The sequence below is a fragment of the Blautia sp. AF17-9LB genome (assembly GCF_003479185.1).
Lineage (GTDB): Bacteria > Bacillota > Clostridia > Lachnospirales > Lachnospiraceae > Fusicatenibacter > Fusicatenibacter saccharivorans.
Window position 1 is genome coordinate 160,626 of sequence record NZ_QUGU01000006.1, and the last position, 18,608, is coordinate 179,233.

At 49.9% G+C, this 18,608-nt stretch carries 18 protein-coding genes and 1 pseudogene; 3 read left to right on the plus strand and 16 right to left on the minus strand.

The genetic code is table 11. The annotated features are described in order from the left end of the window. Window positions 1–6: 6 nt before the first annotated feature. The 6 genes and pseudogenes from DWX00_RS08460 to DWX00_RS08485 all read right to left on the minus strand — a co-directional run bounded on the left by DWX00_RS08460 (window position 7) and on the right by DWX00_RS08485 (window position 6,220). Window positions 7–1,488 (minus strand): polysaccharide biosynthesis tyrosine autokinase, encoded by a 1,482-nt coding sequence (locus DWX00_RS08460; protein ID WP_022461010.1) that lies wholly within the window; start codon window positions 1,486–1,488, stop codon window positions 7–9. Window positions 1,489–1,503: 15 nt separating this feature from the next. Next, window positions 1,504–2,907, minus strand: a complete 1,404-nt coding sequence (locus tag DWX00_RS08465) for a polysaccharide biosynthesis tyrosine autokinase (RefSeq protein WP_022461011.1) — start codon at window positions 2,905–2,907, stop codon at window positions 1,504–1,506. A gap of 12 nt (window positions 2,908–2,919) precedes the next feature. Beyond that, window positions 2,920–3,795, minus strand: a complete 876-nt coding sequence (locus tag DWX00_RS08470; RefSeq protein WP_022461012.1) for a hypothetical protein — start codon at window positions 3,793–3,795, stop codon at window positions 2,920–2,922. Window positions 3,796–3,840: 45 nt separating this feature from the next. Beyond that, a complete protein-coding gene (locus tag DWX00_RS08475; RefSeq protein WP_022461013.1) occupies window positions 3,841–4,629 on the minus strand; it encodes a tyrosine-protein phosphatase in 789 nt (262 codons plus the stop codon). Beyond that, window positions 4,626–5,705 (minus strand): annotated as a pseudogene (locus tag DWX00_RS08480) (UDP-N-acetylglucosamine 4,6-dehydratase family protein); the annotation flags it as partial. The gene DWX00_RS08475 and the pseudogene DWX00_RS08480, both read right to left, overlap by 4 nt. Window positions 5,706–5,767: 62 nt before the next feature. After that, entirely contained in the window at window positions 5,768–6,220 is a 453-nt protein-coding gene (locus DWX00_RS08485) for a hypothetical protein (RefSeq protein WP_022461015.1), read from the minus strand. 416 nt (window positions 6,221–6,636) lie between these two features. Here DWX00_RS08485 and DWX00_RS08490 point away from each other — a divergent pair, with 416 nt between their 5' ends. Next, entirely contained in the window at window positions 6,637–7,044 is a 408-nt protein-coding gene (locus DWX00_RS08490) for a LytTR family DNA-binding domain-containing protein (RefSeq protein ID WP_022461016.1), read from the plus strand. Window positions 7,045–7,147: 103 nt separating this feature from the next. Here DWX00_RS08490 and DWX00_RS08495 read toward each other — a convergent pair whose 3' ends face one another. From DWX00_RS08495 to DWX00_RS08510, 4 genes are all read right to left on the minus strand, one after another. Continuing rightward, window positions 7,148–7,810 carry a YkgJ family cysteine cluster protein gene (locus DWX00_RS08495; RefSeq protein WP_117802034.1) on the minus strand — a complete coding sequence of 221 codons (663 nt, stop codon included), beginning with the start codon at window positions 7,808–7,810 and terminating at the stop codon, window positions 7,148–7,150. Between the two features lie 156 nt (window positions 7,811–7,966). Further along, window positions 7,967–8,653 (minus strand): tRNA (N6-threonylcarbamoyladenosine(37)-N6)-methyltransferase TrmO, encoded by a 687-nt coding sequence (gene tsaA, locus DWX00_RS08500; protein ID WP_022461018.1) that lies wholly within the window; start codon window positions 8,651–8,653, stop codon window positions 7,967–7,969. Window positions 8,654–8,831: 178 nt separating this feature from the next. Continuing rightward, entirely contained in the window at window positions 8,832–9,251 is a 420-nt protein-coding gene (locus DWX00_RS08505) for a hypothetical protein (protein WP_022461019.1), read from the minus strand. 307 nt (window positions 9,252–9,558) lie between these two features. Continuing rightward, on the minus strand, window positions 9,559–10,293 hold the full coding sequence (locus tag DWX00_RS08510; RefSeq protein ID WP_319638341.1) for a DedA family protein: 735 nt from the start codon (window positions 10,291–10,293) through the stop codon (window positions 9,559–9,561). Window positions 10,294–10,867: 574 nt separating this feature from the next. Between DWX00_RS08510 and DWX00_RS08520 the strand changes: the two genes are divergently transcribed. Next, window positions 10,868–12,328 carry a DUF1846 domain-containing protein gene (locus DWX00_RS08520; RefSeq protein WP_117509441.1) on the plus strand — a complete coding sequence of 487 codons (1,461 nt, stop codon included), beginning with the start codon at window positions 10,868–10,870 and terminating at the stop codon, window positions 12,326–12,328. A gap of 86 nt (window positions 12,329–12,414) precedes the next feature. Here DWX00_RS08520 and DWX00_RS08525 read toward each other — a convergent pair whose 3' ends face one another. Beyond that, entirely contained in the window at window positions 12,415–12,846 is a 432-nt protein-coding gene (locus DWX00_RS08525) for a cytidine deaminase (RefSeq protein ID WP_117760908.1), read from the minus strand. 41 nt (window positions 12,847–12,887) lie between these two features. Then, window positions 12,888–13,664 carry a uridine phosphorylase gene (gene udp, locus DWX00_RS08530; protein ID WP_055220432.1) on the minus strand — a complete coding sequence of 259 codons (777 nt, stop codon included), beginning with the start codon at window positions 13,662–13,664 and terminating at the stop codon, window positions 12,888–12,890. A 205-nt stretch (window positions 13,665–13,869) separates the two neighbouring features. Here udp and DWX00_RS08535 point away from each other — a divergent pair, with 205 nt between their 5' ends. Then, the gene (locus DWX00_RS08535) at window positions 13,870–14,757 is read left to right on the plus strand and encodes a DegV family protein (protein ID WP_118595038.1); all 888 of its coding nucleotides are present in this window, start codon (window positions 13,870–13,872) and stop codon (window positions 14,755–14,757) included. Window positions 14,758–14,990: 233 nt separating this feature from the next. Here DWX00_RS08535 and DWX00_RS08540 read toward each other — a convergent pair whose 3' ends face one another. The 4 genes from DWX00_RS08540 to DWX00_RS08555 form a co-directional block, all read right to left on the minus strand. Continuing rightward, window positions 14,991–15,563, minus strand: coding sequence for a VanZ family protein (locus DWX00_RS08540; RefSeq protein ID WP_117760622.1), 573 nt, complete (start codon window positions 15,561–15,563; stop codon window positions 14,991–14,993). Between the two features lie 5 nt (window positions 15,564–15,568). After that, window positions 15,569–15,823, minus strand: coding sequence for a helix-turn-helix domain-containing protein (locus DWX00_RS08545; protein ID WP_117804762.1), 255 nt, complete (start codon window positions 15,821–15,823; stop codon window positions 15,569–15,571). Window positions 15,824–15,837: 14 nt separating this feature from the next. Then, window positions 15,838–17,019, minus strand: coding sequence for an ATP-binding protein (locus DWX00_RS08550; RefSeq protein WP_055220425.1), 1,182 nt, complete (start codon window positions 17,017–17,019; stop codon window positions 15,838–15,840). A gap of 137 nt (window positions 17,020–17,156) precedes the next feature. Then, window positions 17,157–18,593 carry a lipopolysaccharide biosynthesis protein gene (locus tag DWX00_RS08555; RefSeq protein WP_158578781.1) on the minus strand — a complete coding sequence of 479 codons (1,437 nt, stop codon included), beginning with the start codon at window positions 18,591–18,593 and terminating at the stop codon, window positions 17,157–17,159. Window positions 18,594–18,608 lie beyond the last annotated feature (15 nt).

The following is an 18,608-nucleotide window of genomic DNA, read 5'->3' on the forward strand; positions in this document are numbered from 1 at the left end:
TTCCCCCTATTCTTTCACCGACTGGTTACTTTTCCGGCCTTCTTTTTCTTTTCCATAGCCGTACTTTCCGTAACCATAACCATATTTTCCGTAGCCATAACCGCCATAGGTGCTGTATCCGTAGCCTGTCGCACCCTCCGGCACGCCGTTCAGTACATAGCCGCAGACCGGAATTTGCGAATCCTCGAAGAATTCCAGTGCCCGCTGTACTTCACGGTCCTTGGTAGTTCCCTGGTGTACGACAAGAACTGCAGAATCTGCGATTCCGCCCAAAAGGGATGCATCCGACAGTACTCCGCACGGCGGCGTATCAATAATCAGAAGATCCGCATCCTCTTTCAATTCTTCGATCAGCGTTTTCATCCGCGCGGAACGCAGCAGGCCGGCCGGATTTTGTGTACTTCCGACACCCGGCAGAATTTTCAGCGACAGATCCCGATAATCGGTAAGTGCCTCATCCAGGCTGATCTGTCCTTTCAGCACTCCTATGATTCCACGTCCCTTCCGCTCGGAAAGTCCGATACACTTCAATACCGACGGATTTCGCAGATCTCCGTCCAGCAGCACTACGCGGTATTTTTTCTTTGCGAATGCTTCTGCGAGATTCACGGCAACGGTTGTCTTTCCCTCTCCCGGCACAGAGCTTGTCACAAGCAGAACCGGGCAGTCGGCTTTTCCAAGCCCGTCCTCTGTTCTTGTCCGGATGAGCTGCATCGCTTCTTTGAAGGAATCCGGCACTTTGGGGTTACAGATCGTGATGGTCTGTTCTTTTACGTTGCTTCGTTTCTTAATTTTCGCCTCCGGCAGATTTCCAAGGAACGTTGCGTTCGTCAGCTTTTTCACGTCCTCTGCCTGGCGAATTGTTTTTCTTGTTCTCACATAGATGAAAATCAAAAGCAGTGCAACGGCAAGTCCCGCCGCTGCTCCGATCATTCCGGCATATACCGCATCCTGGCTGTTGATCGGGGATACCGGTACGCCGCTGTCGTCTACCACCGTCAGCGTTGTCGCACCGATTATGTACTCTGCTACCTCCGGATAATTGGTTATGACGGACTGAAGTACGCGATATGCCGTATCCGGTGAAGAATCTTTGACGCGAATCGTGAACAGGTTGGTGTTTTCCATCACACTCGCCTCAATTTGGGATGTCACTGCTCCCACCTGAAGATCCCGTGCCACAACATCCTTTAATACACCGCTTGTTACGATATAAGGAAAGGTTTTTCCAAGCTGCTGCGCCGTCACATTGTCATAATAGGAATAGCCGACCGCGCGGTTTGATCCGACCACAAATGAGGTGTATGCCTCATACATGGGCTGATACCGCAGCTTTGCCGTCAGAAAGGAGCCGCCTCCCATGAGGATCACAAGAATCAGCACGCCCAAAAAGAATTTTCGGAATGCCTGGAAATATTCTGCCAGAAAGGCGATCAGATCGATTTTCTCCGGTTCCGCCGAATAGGTTTCATACGTTTCTCTGCTCATGCTCTTTGCTCCCTCTTATCGTTCTGCCCTGCTGTAGGTGCCGTATCCATATCCATAACCGTAGCTGTTGCCGATCCGCTCACCGAATCCCGGATAAACATTCCCAAATACACAGCCGATCACTTTTTCCTCTTTCTGGTTCAATGCATCAATCGCGTCGTTGATATCCCTCGTCAGTGCGCCGTCCTGCCGTACGGAAAGAACTGCCGCATCGGCATACTCTGCAAGCTCTTCTGCATCCGCCGTCATTCCCATCGGCGGCGTATCCAGAATAATGTAGTCCATATTGGTCCGGCATGTCTCCAGAATCCGGTGGAAAATCTCACCGCCGATTGCAAGCGACGGCTCTTCCAGACGATTACGGCAGATTCCGGTATATACGTTGGTATCCTTGTGTTTCTCAAAAACGCCGGATGCCGACTCTTTTCCGAGGACAACCTTTCCGAAATCCTTTCCGTCTTTTTCCGGAATCTCAAAGATTTTATGTAACGCCGGCTGTCGGAAATCGCAGTCCAAAAGCAGTACACGGTTCTGCTCTTCTGCAAGGGCAAGCGCCAGATTTGCCGCAAGGGTCGATTTTCCTTCATTTTCCGCCACACTGGTCACCAGCAGCACTTTTCCGCCTTTTCGGTCCAGACGCCCCCGCACACGCGATGCAATACGCTTTAAGGATTCCACATACAGAAAGCTCCGCGCCGGATTGGTAATCAGCATGGAGCTGTTTTTCTTCTTCTTTTCGTGATACACAACGCCCAGCAGGTCCGCATCAATTTTGCGGGTGAATTCTGCCTCATTTTTGACGGTATCCCGCAGAAAGGAAAAGAGTCCGATGAGTGCCGCCATAGCAAGGGCTGCCGCAAGAAATGCGGTCGCGGCATACTTTTTGGTCGGAATCTGGTTCGATGGCACGCCGGAAACCTGCGGCTGCTGCAGTGTCTCCAACACTACATTCGGAATAATATAGTCGGAAATGCTCGTATAATTGTTCAGTACCGACTTTAAGATCCGAAATGCCATTTCCGGCGAATCTGCGGTCACAGACAGCTCCATCAGATTGGATTCCGGCACAATGGAATCATTCATTTTTGCCGGAAACGAGGACAAGCTAAGCTCCTCCATCACTTTTTTCTTCAAAATCGTATTTTCCAGAATTGCTTCAAATTTCTGTGCCATCTCATATGTGGCCGACAGGCTCGATGCCGCATTGGCATCCACCCCGCGTCCCATAACGGCAAATGTGGTTTTCACCGTATACCGGTCTTTGTGTACAGTCGCCATCACAGTATAGGTTATCATCGCCGCCGAACAGGCAATCAGAAGGATGACCCACCAGTTTTTTGCAATGTCGCACAGGATACTTCGGAGATCCCAGTCTGTTTTGCTGCTCTGCCCGTTTCCTGTTCTGTCGTATTCTCCCATCTGGATCCCCCCCTATTCGTTTACACAGACGATCAGGCGGACGGAGCTAGTCTGCCCATCCTCCGCTGTCGCAGTGTATGTCACTTCATAAACACCCGCACTTCCGGTATCGACCGGATTGTCAATGGAAAACTGGTTTTCTCCCAGGAGCTCTTCTTCATACGAAGCTGCATGAAGCGCACCGTCTTCTCTCTTTTCATACAGCATCTGATCTACACTCACGCTTTCCAGATATGCCTGCGGATCAAATGGCTGCTGCAGATCCAGATGAATCAGGTAATCGCTCAGGGTAATCTGCGGCTTTCCGTTCTCCTCTGCCGGATCATAGAGTTCTACTGTCACCGGAAGACTTGTCACATCTCCGGCGCGGTTTGCAACCGAATATGTCACGTGGTACAGTCCCGGTGTACTGCTGATCTCATCCTCGTAAGAAATCCGGATGCGGTCGGTAATCGTTCCGTCCAGGCAGTCCTCCGCGGAAAGTCCCTCTGTCAGATCATCTGCATTCAGGCTGAACCGCAGCGGGCGATCCAGGGAAAAGACCGGTGAGGTGTAATCATTATACACCAGTTCCCGCTCCGCATGCGTAACGTGGTTATCGGAATCAAAGGCGACGATACTGATTTTCCGCCGCCCTTTTTCCACAAAATTCGAAATATGTTCCACAGCAAGAGAACTCGTCACATCGCCGTCTTTTTTATCGTAAGCAGTTACCCCGGCCAGAAGTTCTGACTCCTCTGCATGGATGCTGGCAGAAATCTCACTGTTGTCCATCGTAATTTCCGGCCCTTTTCCGTCTTTTCCCGTCTGCTGCCGCACCAGACACCCGCCAAAGGCAAGTGTGGAAGCCAGAAACAGAATGAGAACTGCCGCTCTCGTTTTGTGCATATCAAAGATGCTCCTTTCGTTTCTGTAACGCCATTCTTCCTGTTTTTAGAGGAACCAGCGTCTTTTCCGTTTTCGTTCCGGGGACGGTTCATAGAAAATCTGACGGTCCTCCAGGATTCTTCTCGGATTCACTTTCACTAAAAGCTGTGCATACGCTTCTCCATACCGCTCCTCCAGAAACTGCCGGACCGGCCGCATGTCCGTGGTCCGGTAATCAGCTCCGTGGGCATCGCTTGCCACACAGCCCGCAAGGCGGTTTTCCAGTAGAAACCTTGCTGTCCGCTCCGCCTCTTCTCCAAATCTTCCAAACACGCTTCCTTTGTTGATCTGCAAAACCGCGCCCATTTCCCGGAATTCGTATAGAAGCTCCGGTGTATCCTGCACGCAGAAATACCGCTCCGGATGCGCCAGCACCGGGATTTTTCCCATCGCCGGAAATTCCAGCAGCCGCTTTCTGATTCCGTCCGGCGCCATATCAAACGGCACCTCGATCAGATAATAGCGGCTCTCATGGAGCGGTATCAGCTTTCTCTCTCTGATTTTTTTCCCCAGCGGTCCGATGCTCATGATTTCCATACCGCGCACCAGGCTGATGGGAATGTGTTCTCTGTTGATTTCCCTCTCCAGACGGTAAAATTGCTCTTCTAACTGTTCCGATTCGTAGTTGACGTATCCGTCCTCCACGCCTTCGATTCCCGTCTGGTTTGCATGCGGCGTCACCGCGAGGATACGCACCCCGCTTTGTGCCGCCATTTCTGCCATTTCAAGGGAGGTGGACAAATTCGGGGATCCGTCGTCCACTCCCGGCAGAATATGTACATGAAGGTCCGTCATCCCTGTTTTTCTCCTTCGTACTGGTATTCCGGTACCATTTTCTTTACCAGATAACAGATGTCCGGACATTCGTTTTCCGCTTCCTTCGCGAGTTCCTTTATCTGCTCCCGGAATACCTTCTCGTCAAATGCAATCTGTCTGCCGATAAAAATCCGGCTGTTTTCTGTGGTCTGCATGCCCTCTTCATTCATCAGAAGTTCCTCATACAGCTTTTCGCCGGGTCGCAGGCCAATGTATTTGATCTTGATTTCTTTTTCCGGCTCATATCCGGAAAGGCGGATCATATTTTTTGCCAGATCTGCGATTCTGACCGGATCTCCCATATTCAGGACAAAGATCTGACCGTTTTTCGCATAGGCGCCTGCCTCAAGTACCAGGCTGACTGCCTCCGGAATCGTCATAAAATATCGAATGATATCCGGATGCGTAACCGTCACCGGACCGCCGTGTTCGATCTGACGGCGGAACAGCGGAATGACACTTCCGTTGCTTCCCAGTACATTTCCAAAGCGCACTGCTGCAAACTCTGTCGTGCTGTGTCTTCCGATCAGCTGAATCACCATCTCACAGAGCCGCTTGCTCGCTCCCATGATGTTGGTCGGGTTGACTGCCTTGTCTGTTGATATCAGGATAAACTTCTTTACCTGATAATGGCTCGCTGTGCGCGCCGTTTTTAAGGTTCCAATAACATTGTTTTTAATCGCTTCATTCGGGCTGTCCTCCATCAGCGGCACATGCTTGTGGGCTGCTGCGTGAAAGACGATGTCCGGCCGGTACTTCGAAAAAATTGATTCCAGCCTCCGCTCATCCCGCACAGAACCAATCAGTACTGTCAACTTGAGATCTGGGAACTCCCATTCCAGAGATTTCTGGATCTGGTACGCATTGTTTTCGTAAATGTCAAAAATGATCAGATGCCCGACGTCGTGTCCGGCCAGCTGGCGGCAGATCTCACTTCCGATCGAACCGCCTCCGCCTGTTACCAGGATTGTTTTTCCCTTCACATAGCCCAGGATTGCATCGAGATCCACCTGGATGGGATCTCTTGGCAGCAAATCCTCAATTTTTATTTTCTTTCTGATCTTTTTTTCTTCCTTCATAGCTCCCACTCTCATTCTGTTGCGTTTTTCTCCCGTATTCAGTTATCCTGTTCCTGCAGACAATCTTCCAGTAAATACAGCATTTCAAGTGCTGAACGAAAACCTGCTTTCTGTTTTCCGCAGATCAGAAATCCCTGCAGACTACAGTGCTGTCGGAACTGAATCTGAATACTGACCATACGCTCGGTTCCGGCTGGAAGCGTTGTATCCTGATTGTTCTTCATTTCATCTGTAAATTCCCACTCTTCTTTTTCCCCTTCTGAAAGGCTCCGCATACAGCTTCCTGCATCCGGCATGCCGAGCAGGTCATAAATGCGGTTCATCCGAAGCAGCATTTCTCCGTATCCCTCAAACGGAATGTCATAATGAAGCAGCGGCAGCCGGATCACTCCTTTGGAATGGCTTCCCTTCACTTCCTGAAAGCATAAAAATAATGCTGCATCTGCTGTTGTATGTACTTTTTCTCTGATTGTTTCTACTTCTCTGTTCATATTTCTCTCCATATGATATTTATTCTTTTACGGTAATGTTATATGCAATAATTATTTTTGGAATATTATACCAAATCAATCTCGCATCGTCAATCTTCTCTGCCTCCTTTTCTTTCGATTTTCTTTTGATCTTTCTGCTGTTTTTTCTGCCTATCGTTCCTTTTTTTACTTTTTTCGACTCTTTAAGCCATCCGGCGTCGTTATCTGTCGAACGATTTTAACAGAAGTGCGGCAATTCGGCTTGAATGAGATCCTGCCACTATGCTAAACTACATTTTGTAATTTTATGACGTTTGCTGTAATGCTCCCTCCTACTTTTATTTTGTACCCTATCATGTTTCTTTGCGCCGGACAACCGCTTCGACTCGAACGGCTGCACTTCGACGCAAACGGTATGCTTTCCAGGAGGTGTTTTCTTGTATTCCAAATTAATATTCCCACTCGATCCGAACGATGCTGTTCTGCTCGAAATTCCAGTCATTATCTCACAGGGTGTTTCCCAAAAATACCGGCTGGCGCTCGACGACCTGATTTACGTTGAGGCCTGCCAGCACCGACTGATTCTCCACACCATTCAGGGAGATTTTACAACCCGCTGCACGTTTACCGACCTGACGGTCTGCCTTACACCAAGTGATCGTTTTTTCCACGGCGGAAAAGGTCTGCTGATCAACTTTGCCCATGTTTCCCTTGTACAGGTAACCGGCGAAATTCTGCTGAAAAACGGGCAGATCATTTTCTGCAGCCGTCGACGGAGGCGTGAGACCCGGGAAGCCTTCCTGGTCTACGCCGGAGCAGGAAAGTTTTCCTACGAAACGATATAAAAAAACAGGAGGGCTGCCGCACGAAGAAAAATTTCCACAAAATATAGATTTTGTAGTGTTTTCGCTTCGTGCGACAGCCTCTCCTGTTAATATATGTTTTTGCTTAATGCTTGTCTGCTGCAAGCTCCATTCGATCTGCAAACTGTGTATAAAAATCTGTATTTCCGTCATACGGAAGCAGATAAAACAGCTTCAGAATGTTCATGCTGATCTGCTGCCGGAATGCATCGTCCTCGCTTTCGCGCGCCGCATTCTGTTTTTCCTTCAGATAATAATGCCATTTTGTCGTAAAGGCTTCGTATTTCCCAAGCTCCGGCGTATCGAGCCAGCGGCGGACCTTGACCTTTGTCTTGTTCTCCTTCGGACATTCGTTCACCTGAAGGAAATAAGAAAATGTTCCATCCTCATACAGCCGACCCAGCGGAAACATCCGACAGAAGCCCGGGCGTGCATCGTGGATGCTGCAGCGGCCTTCTTCATTTAAAAAGCTGCACCGGTCTGACTGCTCTGTCATCTTCAGATGTGGCAGAATAACACCGTCCACGACACGAAGCGCCACGTTCCCAGCCAGCAAAATCTCTTCCATCGTCTTTCCCAGCTTTTTCTCCAGGCGGTAGACATCCATCGGGTCGAGTACAATCGAATCTCCCATCCCATGACAGCAGGCGGAGCATCCGCGGCAGTCGTCGCAGCCCACTTTTACAAGATCATTAGCTCCGTATCGTTTTCCATCTGAAATTTTATCTATCTCTACATTTCGTTCCATTTTTTCTTCCTATCTTTTCTCTTAATCCTTGCTTTTGGTCTCTTCTCTCGATCTTTGCTTTTAATCCTTGCTTTTGATCTTTGCTTTTGATCTTCGCTTTTGATCTTTGCTTTCGATCCTTGCTTTCGGTCTTTTCTCCCGATCTTTATTTCTTCCTCACATTTCTACTCCCACAACATGCAGTACCTCGTCCTTTACCTGGAATTTGATTTCCATTCCCGCAAAGGAAAGTCCGTAGACGCGTTCTTCGCTGTTCTGATACGATGGACGCGGATCCTGCTCCAGCACTTTTTTCAGCGCCGCACGGTGGTCTGCCGGAACCTTTTCCAGCAGCTCGTCCGGAATCTCAACCGGAATAAAGTATTCTTTCGTCTTTTCCGTAAAGCTGCCAAGTGCCTCCACGTGACTGTCTACATGCGGCAGATACGGTTTGATATCCAGAATCGGTGTGCCGTCCATCAGATCTGCTCCCGTAAGGTGCAATACCGGACCAAGCGACGGATGCTGCTCCACATATTCCAGCTTTACCGAAGAAAGACCGATCGGATTCGGACGGAACGGCGAACGCGTAGCAAATACGCCGACACGCTTATTTCCGCCAAGCCGCGGCGGCCGCACCATCGGAGACCAGGTATCCCGCACGGCTTCCGAAAACTCCCAGATCAACCAGAGATGGGAATATTCTTCCAGCCCCCTCAGTGCATTTGCATCGCGGAACTCCGGTTCAAAAACGATCATACTCTTTAGTTCTTCGATCAGTCCGCTCTGCCTCGGAATCCCGAATTTTTCCGGGAAATCCGTGTGGATTCGGGCGATCACCTTCATTGCAATTTCTTCTGCCACGTTTCTTACTCCTTTTCTTTCCTGCATCTTCTCTTCTATTTCGCATGGCTCTGAATCATTACCATATGTTTTATCTTAACATTTTGTTTTTGAAAAGTCCACCATGCGCATTCCCCTTCGCCGACTCCCCTGCGGATACTACACGTTACGGGTCACGCAGAGCCTGCCAGACGGTGACTTATACTCCAAGCTCCCGCATGCTTTTCAGCAGCTCCTCGATCTGTTCTGCTGTTTCCTTTACTTTCTCTTCCATCCCGATCAGTTCCCTGCGGTACATCTGTTTTTTCTCCGTCACATCCAGCGCATGTACCGTCTGGACCAGAAATGTTTCTGCCTTTGACTGAAGCTCTTCCGGCAGATGTGTCTCTTTCAGACGGTTTCGAAAGCTTTCCAGATCCTTTCCTGCCGCTCTTAAATACTGATTCATATGAAGCCCCATGTGGCGCATCCTTGCACGCCCCTCGCTTCGCACCCTGGCATACGTTTTCTGGCTTTTTGCTGCATACAGTGTCATCTGTACATACATCAGGCTGGTCAGTGCCTTTTCTCCTGTCATTGCAGTTTCGTACAATTCTTTTTTTACTCTTTGGCTGCTCATACATTCCTCTCTCTCCGCCACGCTTCTTTCGCTGGCAACGGATGGCAGTTCATATTTGGTATTCAGGAGTCGAAGGATAAAAAAAGACTCCTATCATGACATCTGCCACAATAAAAGTCTTGCGTTCTCATTTGATACGGATGTTTCTCAACATCGGCTGACGGTTTCAAACCCGCACGGGATGTTTTTATTTCAGATCCCGCGGCGTTTCGCTACTCCCTTTTATTTGTTGAGATGAATCTTAGCACACTTATTGCTAAATTGCAAGCATATTTTTTGCATATCATGCATGATTTCATGCATCCTATTATTTTTGACGGTGTTTCTTCCTATATAAATGGAATGCCGGAAAGCATACGGTTCCCACCATTAAAATAAGGAAAACCACATCCGCATACAGCTTCACATATTCTGCCGCCTGCTCCCATGCAGCGCCGACCGCTGCACCGATGCCAACCAGAAGAAGATTCCAGACCGTACTCCCGACTATGGTATATAGCAGAAATCCCGGCATCTTCATCCCCGCCATGCCGGCCGGAACCGAGATGAGACTTCGGATGATCGGAATGCATCGGCCGAGCAGCACAGCCCGCTGCCCCTTTTTCTGAAACCAGGCAATGGTCTTCCAGGCATCCTCTGCCCGAAACCCCAGAAGCTTCATCGGCCGGCTCTCGAGCAGCTCGGCAAGCCCTTCCGGGCTGACGAGGGTTCCGGCTCCGTACAGCACCAGCGCGCCAAGCAGTGAGCCCGCCGTAGATGCCAGCACAACCCCCGCCGGGTGCAGCCGAGTACACGTTGTCAGAAAACCGCCAAAGGTCAGAATCACCTCGGAGGGAATCGGTGGAAATACATTTTCCACCGCAATCAGAATCAGAATACCAAGATAGCCAAAACGGTTGACCATATCCAGAATCACGCTCTGCAAATTTTTCTCTTCCTTTTCATTTCCGGCATAGAAACCTCTTCCCCGCAGCTGCCAGATAGCCGGTTTTCCGGTCTTATCGGTTTTCCTGCCGGAAATGCTCTTTTTCTTCTCCTGCATTTTATGCGCCTTTTCCACGGTGCATGAATCCTTTTTGACTACTTCTTTACAATTCCGTCAGATTTTCTTCCTTTTGTTTTCATGTTCTCTTCAGAAAAGCTTTATCCCGTGTACACATTCTGGTCACAATTTTCCCGTATACTAATCTTATCAACAACAAAGGAAGTAAAAAACAACCTCCATTGTTTCTCTATAAATAAACCGGAGACGGCAAAGCATTTCTGGAAGCACGTCTCCAACGCCAACCTTTCTAATAGATAGATTTCTTTTTCATACCGCCGGGGCTTCAACCAAGTCCCGGCCTCTCTCCTTTTGGGGAGATTTTTTTTGTAACGATTCAGATCCATGCGAAATTCCGGAAAAATCGCGAATCATGCTTGCGCGAAGGAGTGCTTTTTCTGAATCGCTTCTATTCCTGCCGCATTTTTTTCTTGCACGTGACTTTTCTCTATAGTAAAATAAAATCAGTTGTTTGTAACTCTTCAGAACCCAATGGGGAAAACTTTGCATCATCCCTGCAGGAATGATCCGTTTCTTTCAAACAAATACCATGGAAAAAAGGGAGAAAAATACCATGAAAATTGGATTTGACAATGAAAAATACCTGAAAATGCAGTCCGAGCACATCCGCGACCGCATCAACCAGTTTGACAACAAGCTGTATCTGGAATTCGGTGGAAAGCTGTTCGACGATTTCCACGCATCCCGCGTTCTTCCGGGCTTTGCACCGGACGCAAAACTGCGCATGCTGATGCAGCTTTCCGATCAGGCCGAGATTGTTATGGCAATTTCCGCATCCGATATTGAGAAAAACAAAATCCGCGGTGACCTCGGCATCACCTACGACAGTGATGTACTCCGTCTGATCGACGAGTTCCGCGGACGCGGCCTCTACGTCGGAAGCGTAGTAATTACCCAGTATTCCGGCCAGCACAGCGCAGATGCCTTTAAAAAGAGACTGCAAAAGCTCGGCATCCCGGTTTACATTCACTACACAATTCCGGGCTACCCGCACAATGTACCGCTGATCGTAAGCGATGAGGGATATGGAAAGAACGAATACATCGAAACGACACGCCCGCTCGTTGTCGTTACCGCACCGGGACCGGGAAGCGGAAAGATGGCAACCTGTCTTTCCCAGCTTTACCACGAGCACAAACGCGGTGTAAACGCCGGCTATGCCAAATATGAAACCTTCCCGATCTGGAATCTGCCGCTGAAGCACCCGGTCAACCTGGCCTATGAGGCTGCTACCGCCGATCTGAACGATGTCAACATGATCGACCCGTTCCATCTTGAGGCATACGATGTAACAACCGTCAACTATAACCGTGATGTTGAGATTTTCCCGGTTCTGCGCGCCATTTTCCAGCAGATTTTCGGCGAGAGCCCATACAAATCCCCGACCGACATGGGTGTCAACATGGCCGGAAACTGCATTGTCGATGATGCCGCATGCTGCGAGGCTTCCCGCCAGGAGATCATCCGCCGCTACTATAACGCTGTGGACGGCATCGCAGACGGTTCCCGTTCCGAGACAGAGGCTTACAAAATCGAGCTTCTGATGAAACAGGAGAACATCGTTGCCGCAGACCGCACCACCGTTTCCCCGGCTCTTGTCCGCGCTGAAGCGACCGGCGCACCGGCTGCTGCCATGGAGCTTTTGGACGGACGCATCATCACCGGAAAGACAAGCGATCTGCTCGGCTCAAGCGCAGCACTTCTGCTGAATGCTTTAAAAGACCTTTCCGGTATTGAACACGACGTACACGTTCTCTCACCGGAATCCATCGCTCCGATCCAGACACTGAAAACAAAGTATCTCGGAAGCAAAAATCCGCGTCTCCATACTGACGAAGTTCTGATCGCCCTGTCCGCTACCGCTGCACAGAGCGAGGATGCACAGAAAGCACTCTCCTGCCTGCCGCAGTTAAAGGGCTGCCAGGTGCACTCCAGCGTTATGCTCTCCGATGTGGACCGCAAAATGTTCCAGCGTCTGGGATGCGATCTGACCTGTGAGCCGAAATTTCAGTAAATAATTTTTATATCTTGGACATAAAAAATCCAGGGCATACGGTACTTTCCGTACCTGCCCTGGATTTTTTCTTTTCCGCCTTCTGTTTATAAATTTTCTTTTCCGAATCCCATTGGCAGCAGCTCCTCGAGTGTCATTTCTTTCCAGGAACCGTCGCCCTTGCAGAGAAGGACGAGAAATTCGTTCGGATCAACGAATTCCCGCAGGACCTGGCGGCAGACACCGCACGGTGTGCAGAAATCCTCCGGCTCTGCCTCTCCCGGGCCGCCGCAGACGGCGATCGCGTCAAATTCCGTTATGCCCTCGGATACGGCTTTGAAGACCGCGGTGCGCTCCGCGCAGTTTGTCGGTGTATACGCCGCATTTTCAATGTTGCAACCGGTATAAATCGCTCCATTCTTTGCCAGAACCGCCGCGCCTACGCGGAATTTCGAATACGGCACATACGCAAATTTCCGCGCTGCCAGAGCCTGTTTTACCAGCTCCTGTTTTATTTCTGTACTGATTTCCTGTTTCATATCCAGCATCCCCTTTCCAGTATCCCCTTATTTTTTCTTTCTTATTTCTGATCTTCCCGGATCAGAATCCGCAGTGCCTCGATGGCTACCTGAATCGCACCTTCCGTATCGTGCGTAATGTGGTTCTCCATGCCGCGTTTCACTCTCTCCTGATTTCCCATCACAAGAAAATCCGATCCGGCACGGACGCCGCGGGCACTTGCCACGATAAAGAGTGCCGCCGATTCCATCTCTGACGCTTTGCATCCAAGCTTCATCCATGCATCCCATTTTTTCAGCAGCTCATCGCCGACCGGCATCTGCTCCGGGTCGTGCTGGCCGTAGAAGGAATCCTTGCACTGTACCACGCCCGCATGCCATTTTTTCCCAAGATTCTTTGCCGCCTGCACCAGCGCATTCGTCACGGTAAGGTCTGCGACTGCCGGGAACTCGATCGGTGCGTATTCCTTTGACGTTCCCTCCGCACGGATCGCTCCCGTTGCCACCACGATATCGCCGCCCTCTACATCGAGTGCCATACCGCCGCATGTTCCGACGCGGATAAACGTATCGGCGCCGCACTGGATCAGCTCTTCCATCGCGATGGAAGCCGACGGACCGCCGATGCCGGTAGATGTAACGGAAACCTTTACACCGTCCAAAGTACCCGTATAAGTCACAAATTCCCGGCTGTCTGCGACGAGCACCGGGTTCTCAAAGTAAGCTGCAATTTTTTTACACCGTTTGGGATCTCCCGGCAGAATCACATACCGTCCCACATCGCCTTTTCGGATCTGCAGATGATACTGCAGCCCTTCTTCTCCTGAATAATTCTGCATATGCAAAAACCTCCTTGTATTTTCGTATTCTCATAGTTCTATTCTACCACAGGCCGCACCGCAAATACAAGGCTTGACACCATTTCGCTTCCCCTTTCATTACGGATATAATCACGTTCCGCAGTTGCCTTTTCCCATTCGGAATGCTACAATAGGCACAGAAACCAGAGTTCTTACTTTCATTTTTACAAGGAGGGATTATTTTATGAGTTCCTATGTCATCAGCTGCTGCTCTACGGCAGACCTTACCGAAGAACATTTCTCCAAACGGGAAATCTCATACATCTGTTTCCATTACAAATTAAATGACACCGAGTACGCGGATGATCTCGGCAAGTCCATGCCGTTCGATCAGTTCTATGCCGCCATGGCCGCCGGCGCTTTCACGAAAACATCCCAGGTGAATGCCGATGAATTTGAAGCCTATTTTGAAACATTCCTGCAGGACGGCAAAGACATTCTCCACGTCTGCCTCTCCTCCGGCATTTCCGGTGTCCTGAATTCTGCGATGATCGCCAAAGCCGACCTTGAAGAGCGCTACCCGGAACGGAAAATCCTCATCGTGGATTCCCTCGGCGCTTCCTCCGGCTATGGTCTTCTGATGGACCGCCTTGCCGACCTGCGCGATGAAGGAAAACCGCTGGAAGAGGTTTACGATTTTGCGATGAAAAACCGCCTCAAAGTCCATCACTGGTTCTTCTCCACGGACCTCACCTTCTACGTGCGCGGCGGCCGCATCTCCAAAGCCTCCGGCGCAATCGGCGGCCTCCTCGGCATCTGCCCGCTGCTCAACATGGACAACGAAGGACGGCTGATTCCGCGGTTCAAAATCCGTACGAAGAAAAAAGTCATCAAAAAAATCGTCGACCAGATGGAAGAAAACGCCGAGGGCGGCCTCTCCTACTCCGGCAAATGCTACATTTCCCAGTCCGCCTGCTACGACGATGCGCGGGCCGTTGCGGATCTTATCGAGGAACGCTTTCCCAATCTGAACGGAAAAGTCGAGATCAACAACATCGGAACCACCATCGGCAGCCACACAGGGCCGGGAACCGTGGCATTGTTTTTCTGGGGGAAAGAACGGGTGGATTAACTCTCCTGCACTTCCATCTATAGCAAGACCCGAAAATAATGCAAAAAAGGCAGTGCTGCAGAGCGCGAATTGCAAGGAACAGATTTGAAGGCGTGCCGGGGTACGACGAAAATCTGTGACGCAGTAATTCACGCTCTGCGGTGCTGAATTTTTTGCATTATTTTCGGGTCTTGCTATAAAAACAGGGAAGAAAAAAGCTCTGTCCATTTGGGCAGAGCCTTCTTGTTTTCCTTCTATTCTTCTATCTTCCCTCTCCAACATTTCCGCACCAGTGCAAACACCAGATACCCGATGGCTGCTCCAAGCGTATTCGTCACAACATCATCTAACTGGCAGTAGCCGCGCTCTGTTAAGAGCTGCACTGTTTCCAGCATCATGCTTGTGGAAAACGCCGCATAGACGCAGCACCATCCTTTCCGAAGAGACGGAACCGCCGCCGGCAGCAATACGCCGAACGGGAGAAACAGCAGAATATTTTCCACAAAATACCGGTCCGGCAGCCGCTGGTTTCCCCAGGTTTCAAACAGCTTCACATCCACGCCCGTTCTCGAACCCGGTTCTCTGGAAAACAGCGTAATAGAAAGCATCATCGCAAAATAGACTGCTACCAGAAACCACAGCAGAAGCTGGGTGCCAGGAACCGCATGCGCATGCTCCAGCCGTTTTTGTTTCTTTATCATCTGCTGGTTTTTCCACGCTGCTGCAACCGTCACAAAGCCGACACCGACTGCAACGGCATGCGGCAGATACCGGAATGTATCAAAAATATCCTGTTCAATCGTCGTCAGATAAAGAGGAATTGCCATCTGCATCACCTTCCATATTTTCTCGGCCGGTCTGAAACACCTGCCAGATAGTCGAGACTGCAGTCATACGTCTTCGCCAGCAGCATCAGCGAATCCAGCGGAATCTCACGAATGCCTTTTTCATACCGGTTGTAGGTGTCCGGGTGACTGAAAATCTTCCGCGCCGCCTGCGTCATCGAGTAACCGCGTTCCAGACGGAGCTCTTTCAGCCGGATCAGCATTTTCTCCCGCTCCGGCGTTTCTTCTATTTTTCTGTGCATAGAGTTCCTTCTTTTTATTCCGTCTCCGCCGCCGCTTTTTCTGCCTCCGGCACATACCCCGGATTGTCGTCGTATCCTTCCAGGAAATTGTGGCGGATGCCGTGCTGCTTGTAGCCGACCACGGTGTCAATGTTGACATTTTCGACACTGCGGAAAATATTGCTCTCCACGAACGGATTCACCTTTTTCAGGTTTTTGATCAGTTCCTTGATCTCCACGCGTTTCGAACGATTCTCCTCGTTATTGCAGGTCGTGCAGGTATCGGTAAACTTGCAGGCACACTGGATAAAATGCAGACCGTTATAATCTCTCCACGCCTTGATATCATCCTCGCGCACCAGATACAGCGGGCGGATCAGCTCCATGCCCTCGAAGTGGATGCTGTGAAGCTTCGGCATCATCGTCTGCACCTGCGCACCGTAGAGCATTCCCATGAGGATTGTCTCAATGACATCATCGTAATGATGGCCAAGTGCGATCTTGTTGCAGCCAAGCTGCTGTGCAAAATGGTACAGATGGCCGCGGCGCATTCTCGCGCAGAGGTAACACGGCGAATTTTCGACATGGTAAACCGAATCGAAAATATCGGTCTCGAAAATCGTGATCGGAATATGGAGGCTCTTTGCGTTATCCTCGATCACCTTGCGGTTCTCCGGGCTGTATCCCGGGTCCATGACAACGAATTTTACTTCGAAATCAAATTTATTGTGAAGCTTTAACTCCTGAAAGCATTTCGCCATCAACATCGAATCTTTTCCGCCGGAAATACAGACAGCGATTTTATCGCCCGGTTTTACCAGCTCGTATGTGTTGATCGCTTTCGTAAATTTGGACCAGATCGACTTTTTGAATTTTTTGCGGAGACTCTTCTCCACGTCTGCCGCCTTGTCCTGCTCCTCCGGCGCGCTCATCACATCCATCAGCCAGGCGATGTAACCGCCCTCCAGGCTCACAGCGTCCCAGCCCTTTTCCTGTAATTCTTCCGCCGCTGCGACACTGAACCGGCCGCGGCTGCAGCAGATAATCGTCTTTTTGCTCCGGTCAATCGCATCACTTGTCTCGATTTCTTCTGTCTTCATCACAAGCGCTCCCGGAATCGCGCCGTGGGAGATCTCTACCGCATCGCGGATATCGACGATCTGATAGCTTGACGGATCGAGCTCTTTTAGTTCTTTTATTGAAATACTGGTGCTCATGTAATTTTTCCTTCTCTAATTAAAATGCCTTACTTTTCTTCATTCTTTCATTGTATCGTTTTTTCTGTGACTGTCAAGAAAAAACGCACAAAAACGGGGAGTCTCTGAACATTCGTTTCAAATCCTCCCCCACTTTTTTATTTTTTCCGGATATCCGCCATCGTCTTCAGCAGAAGTTCTTTCTTCCAGAAGACCAACCCTGCACTTGCGAGCAGAATCGCGTAACGCAGGATTCTGTACGGGAAAATAAGATTGCAGATGATGCTTGCTCCAATCAGAAAAACGGAGCACGCCAGAAGAAATCCTGGATTCATCAGATTTTCTTGGATTCCTTCGTTCACCAGAATCCGTTTGCTCACAATATAATGGCCGACCGAATACAGCATATAGCATGCCAGCGTCGTGTAACCGGCCGCGATGTAACCGAACAGGCGGATAAAAATAAAGTTCAGCACCACATTCGCTCCAGCCGCCGCCATGGATGCAGCCATCAGAAACTGTGTTTTTTCATAATAGAACTGCGGCATCGAGAGAATATTATAAATAAAGATAAAGAACACACTCGCTGCCACCGGCGGAATGACGTACACCGCCTCGCGGTACTTCGGCGATCCGAAAATCAGCACCAGCTCCGGACTGATCAGCATCAGCGCCACGGCTATGCCGACCACTACAATACTAAGAAGCTGCAGCACCTTCCGCATCGAGCGGATGTCGCCCTTTTTGATCTTGCTGTACATCCACGGTGTCAATGCACTGTTCATACCGCTGATGAAAAGCTGCACCAGCATACCAATGCTGTACGCCAGCCCGTACAGCGCAACTTCCGTCTTTCCGACCATCTTGTCGATCATGATGCGGTCGCCCTGATTCAGGATAATACCGGACAGATAATGCGGCACAATCGGAATTCCGATCCGCAGTGCGTAGCCCCAGTGTTCCTTCGAAAAGAACTCTTTTCCTTTGCAAAACTGGAACACAATAATCGGCACACAGATGCAGACCTGCACCCCGACGATACCTAAGATCCGCATCATGGCCGTACCGCCGTTGATACGGATCAGCACCAGGCTCGCGATCGGGTTCATCAGCGCCTGCAGAATCGTCACGCAGACCAGAATCCGGTACCGATACTCAAACCGCTGCCGCCCCGACCAGTAAGAAAGCGCCGGACTCAGCAGCGCTTCCAGAAACATCAACAAAATCATGGATTTCGGCAGATTCAGAATCTTCTCCCAGAAACCCGACGTAAAACAATACAATGCAAAAACTGCACCCGTAATCACAAGTGTCAGTCCCTGCATTGCAGATGTATACTCATCCCGCTGTTTCTCGTACTTTGCCATCGCGTTGTCGTAAACACCATTAAATAAGTACAGCGACGTCAAAATCGTCAAAATCTGCAGCCAGGACAGATAAACCGTATAGGTTCCGTACTCCTCGGTGCTCATCAGACGCGTGAAAATCGGAACTGTGATGAACGAAATGCCTTTCTGTAAGAAACTGCAGATCGTAAACCAAAGCGCCGCCTTCGCCTGGACGGAAAGAGAACGGTATTTTGAGGTAATGTTCATGTAAAATAGAACTCC

What these genes read in the sequence shown, in the direction of transcription:
- DWX00_RS08540 (WP_117760622.1), bottom strand. Translation starts at nt 15,563, where the DNA reads ATGGCAATTCCTCTTTATCTGACGACGATTGAACAGGATATTTTTGAT.
- DWX00_RS08485 (WP_022461015.1), bottom strand. Translation starts at nt 6,220, where the DNA reads ATGAACAGAGAAGTAGAAACAATCAGAGAAAAAGTACATACAACAGCA.
- DWX00_RS08545 (WP_117804762.1), bottom strand. Translation starts at nt 15,823, where the DNA reads ATGCACAGAAAAATAGAAGAAACGCCGGAGCGGGAGAAAATGCTGATC.
- DWX00_RS08495 (WP_117802034.1), bottom strand. Translation starts at nt 7,810, where the DNA reads ATGGAACGAAATGTAGAGATAGATAAAATTTCAGATGGAAAACGATAC.
- DWX00_RS08550 (WP_055220425.1), bottom strand. Translation starts at nt 17,019, where the DNA reads ATGAGCACCAGTATTTCAATAAAAGAACTAAAAGAGCTCGATCCGTCA.
- DWX00_RS08510 (WP_319638341.1), bottom strand. Translation starts at nt 10,293, where the DNA reads ATGCAGGAGAAGAAAAAGAGCATTTCCGGCAGGAAAACCGATAAGACC.
- DWX00_RS08470 (WP_022461012.1), bottom strand. Translation starts at nt 3,795, where the DNA reads ATGCACAAAACGAGAGCGGCAGTTCTCATTCTGTTTCTGGCTTCCACA.
- DWX00_RS08465 (WP_022461011.1), bottom strand. Translation starts at nt 2,907, where the DNA reads ATGGGAGAATACGACAGAACAGGAAACGGGCAGAGCAGCAAAACAGAC.
- udp (WP_055220432.1), bottom strand. Translation starts at nt 13,664, where the DNA reads ATGCAGAATTATTCAGGAGAAGAAGGGCTGCAGTATCATCTGCAGATC.
- DWX00_RS08525 (WP_117760908.1), bottom strand. Translation starts at nt 12,846, where the DNA reads ATGAAACAGGAAATCAGTACAGAAATAAAACAGGAGCTGGTAAAACAG.
- DWX00_RS08505 (WP_022461019.1), bottom strand. Translation starts at nt 9,251, where the DNA reads ATGAGCAGCCAAAGAGTAAAAAAAGAATTGTACGAAACTGCAATGACA.
- DWX00_RS08460 (WP_022461010.1), bottom strand. Translation starts at nt 1,488, where the DNA reads ATGAGCAGAGAAACGTATGAAACCTATTCGGCGGAACCGGAGAAAATC.
- DWX00_RS08535 (WP_118595038.1), top strand. Translation starts at nt 13,870, where the DNA reads ATGAGTTCCTATGTCATCAGCTGCTGCTCTACGGCAGACCTTACCGAA.
- DWX00_RS08555 (WP_158578781.1), bottom strand. Translation starts at nt 18,593, where the DNA reads ATGAACATTACCTCAAAATACCGTTCTCTTTCCGTCCAGGCGAAGGCG.
- DWX00_RS08520 (WP_117509441.1), top strand. Translation starts at nt 10,868, where the DNA reads ATGAAAATTGGATTTGACAATGAAAAATACCTGAAAATGCAGTCCGAG.
- DWX00_RS08475 (WP_022461013.1), bottom strand. Translation starts at nt 4,629, where the DNA reads ATGACGGACCTTCATGTACATATTCTGCCGGGAGTGGACGACGGATCC.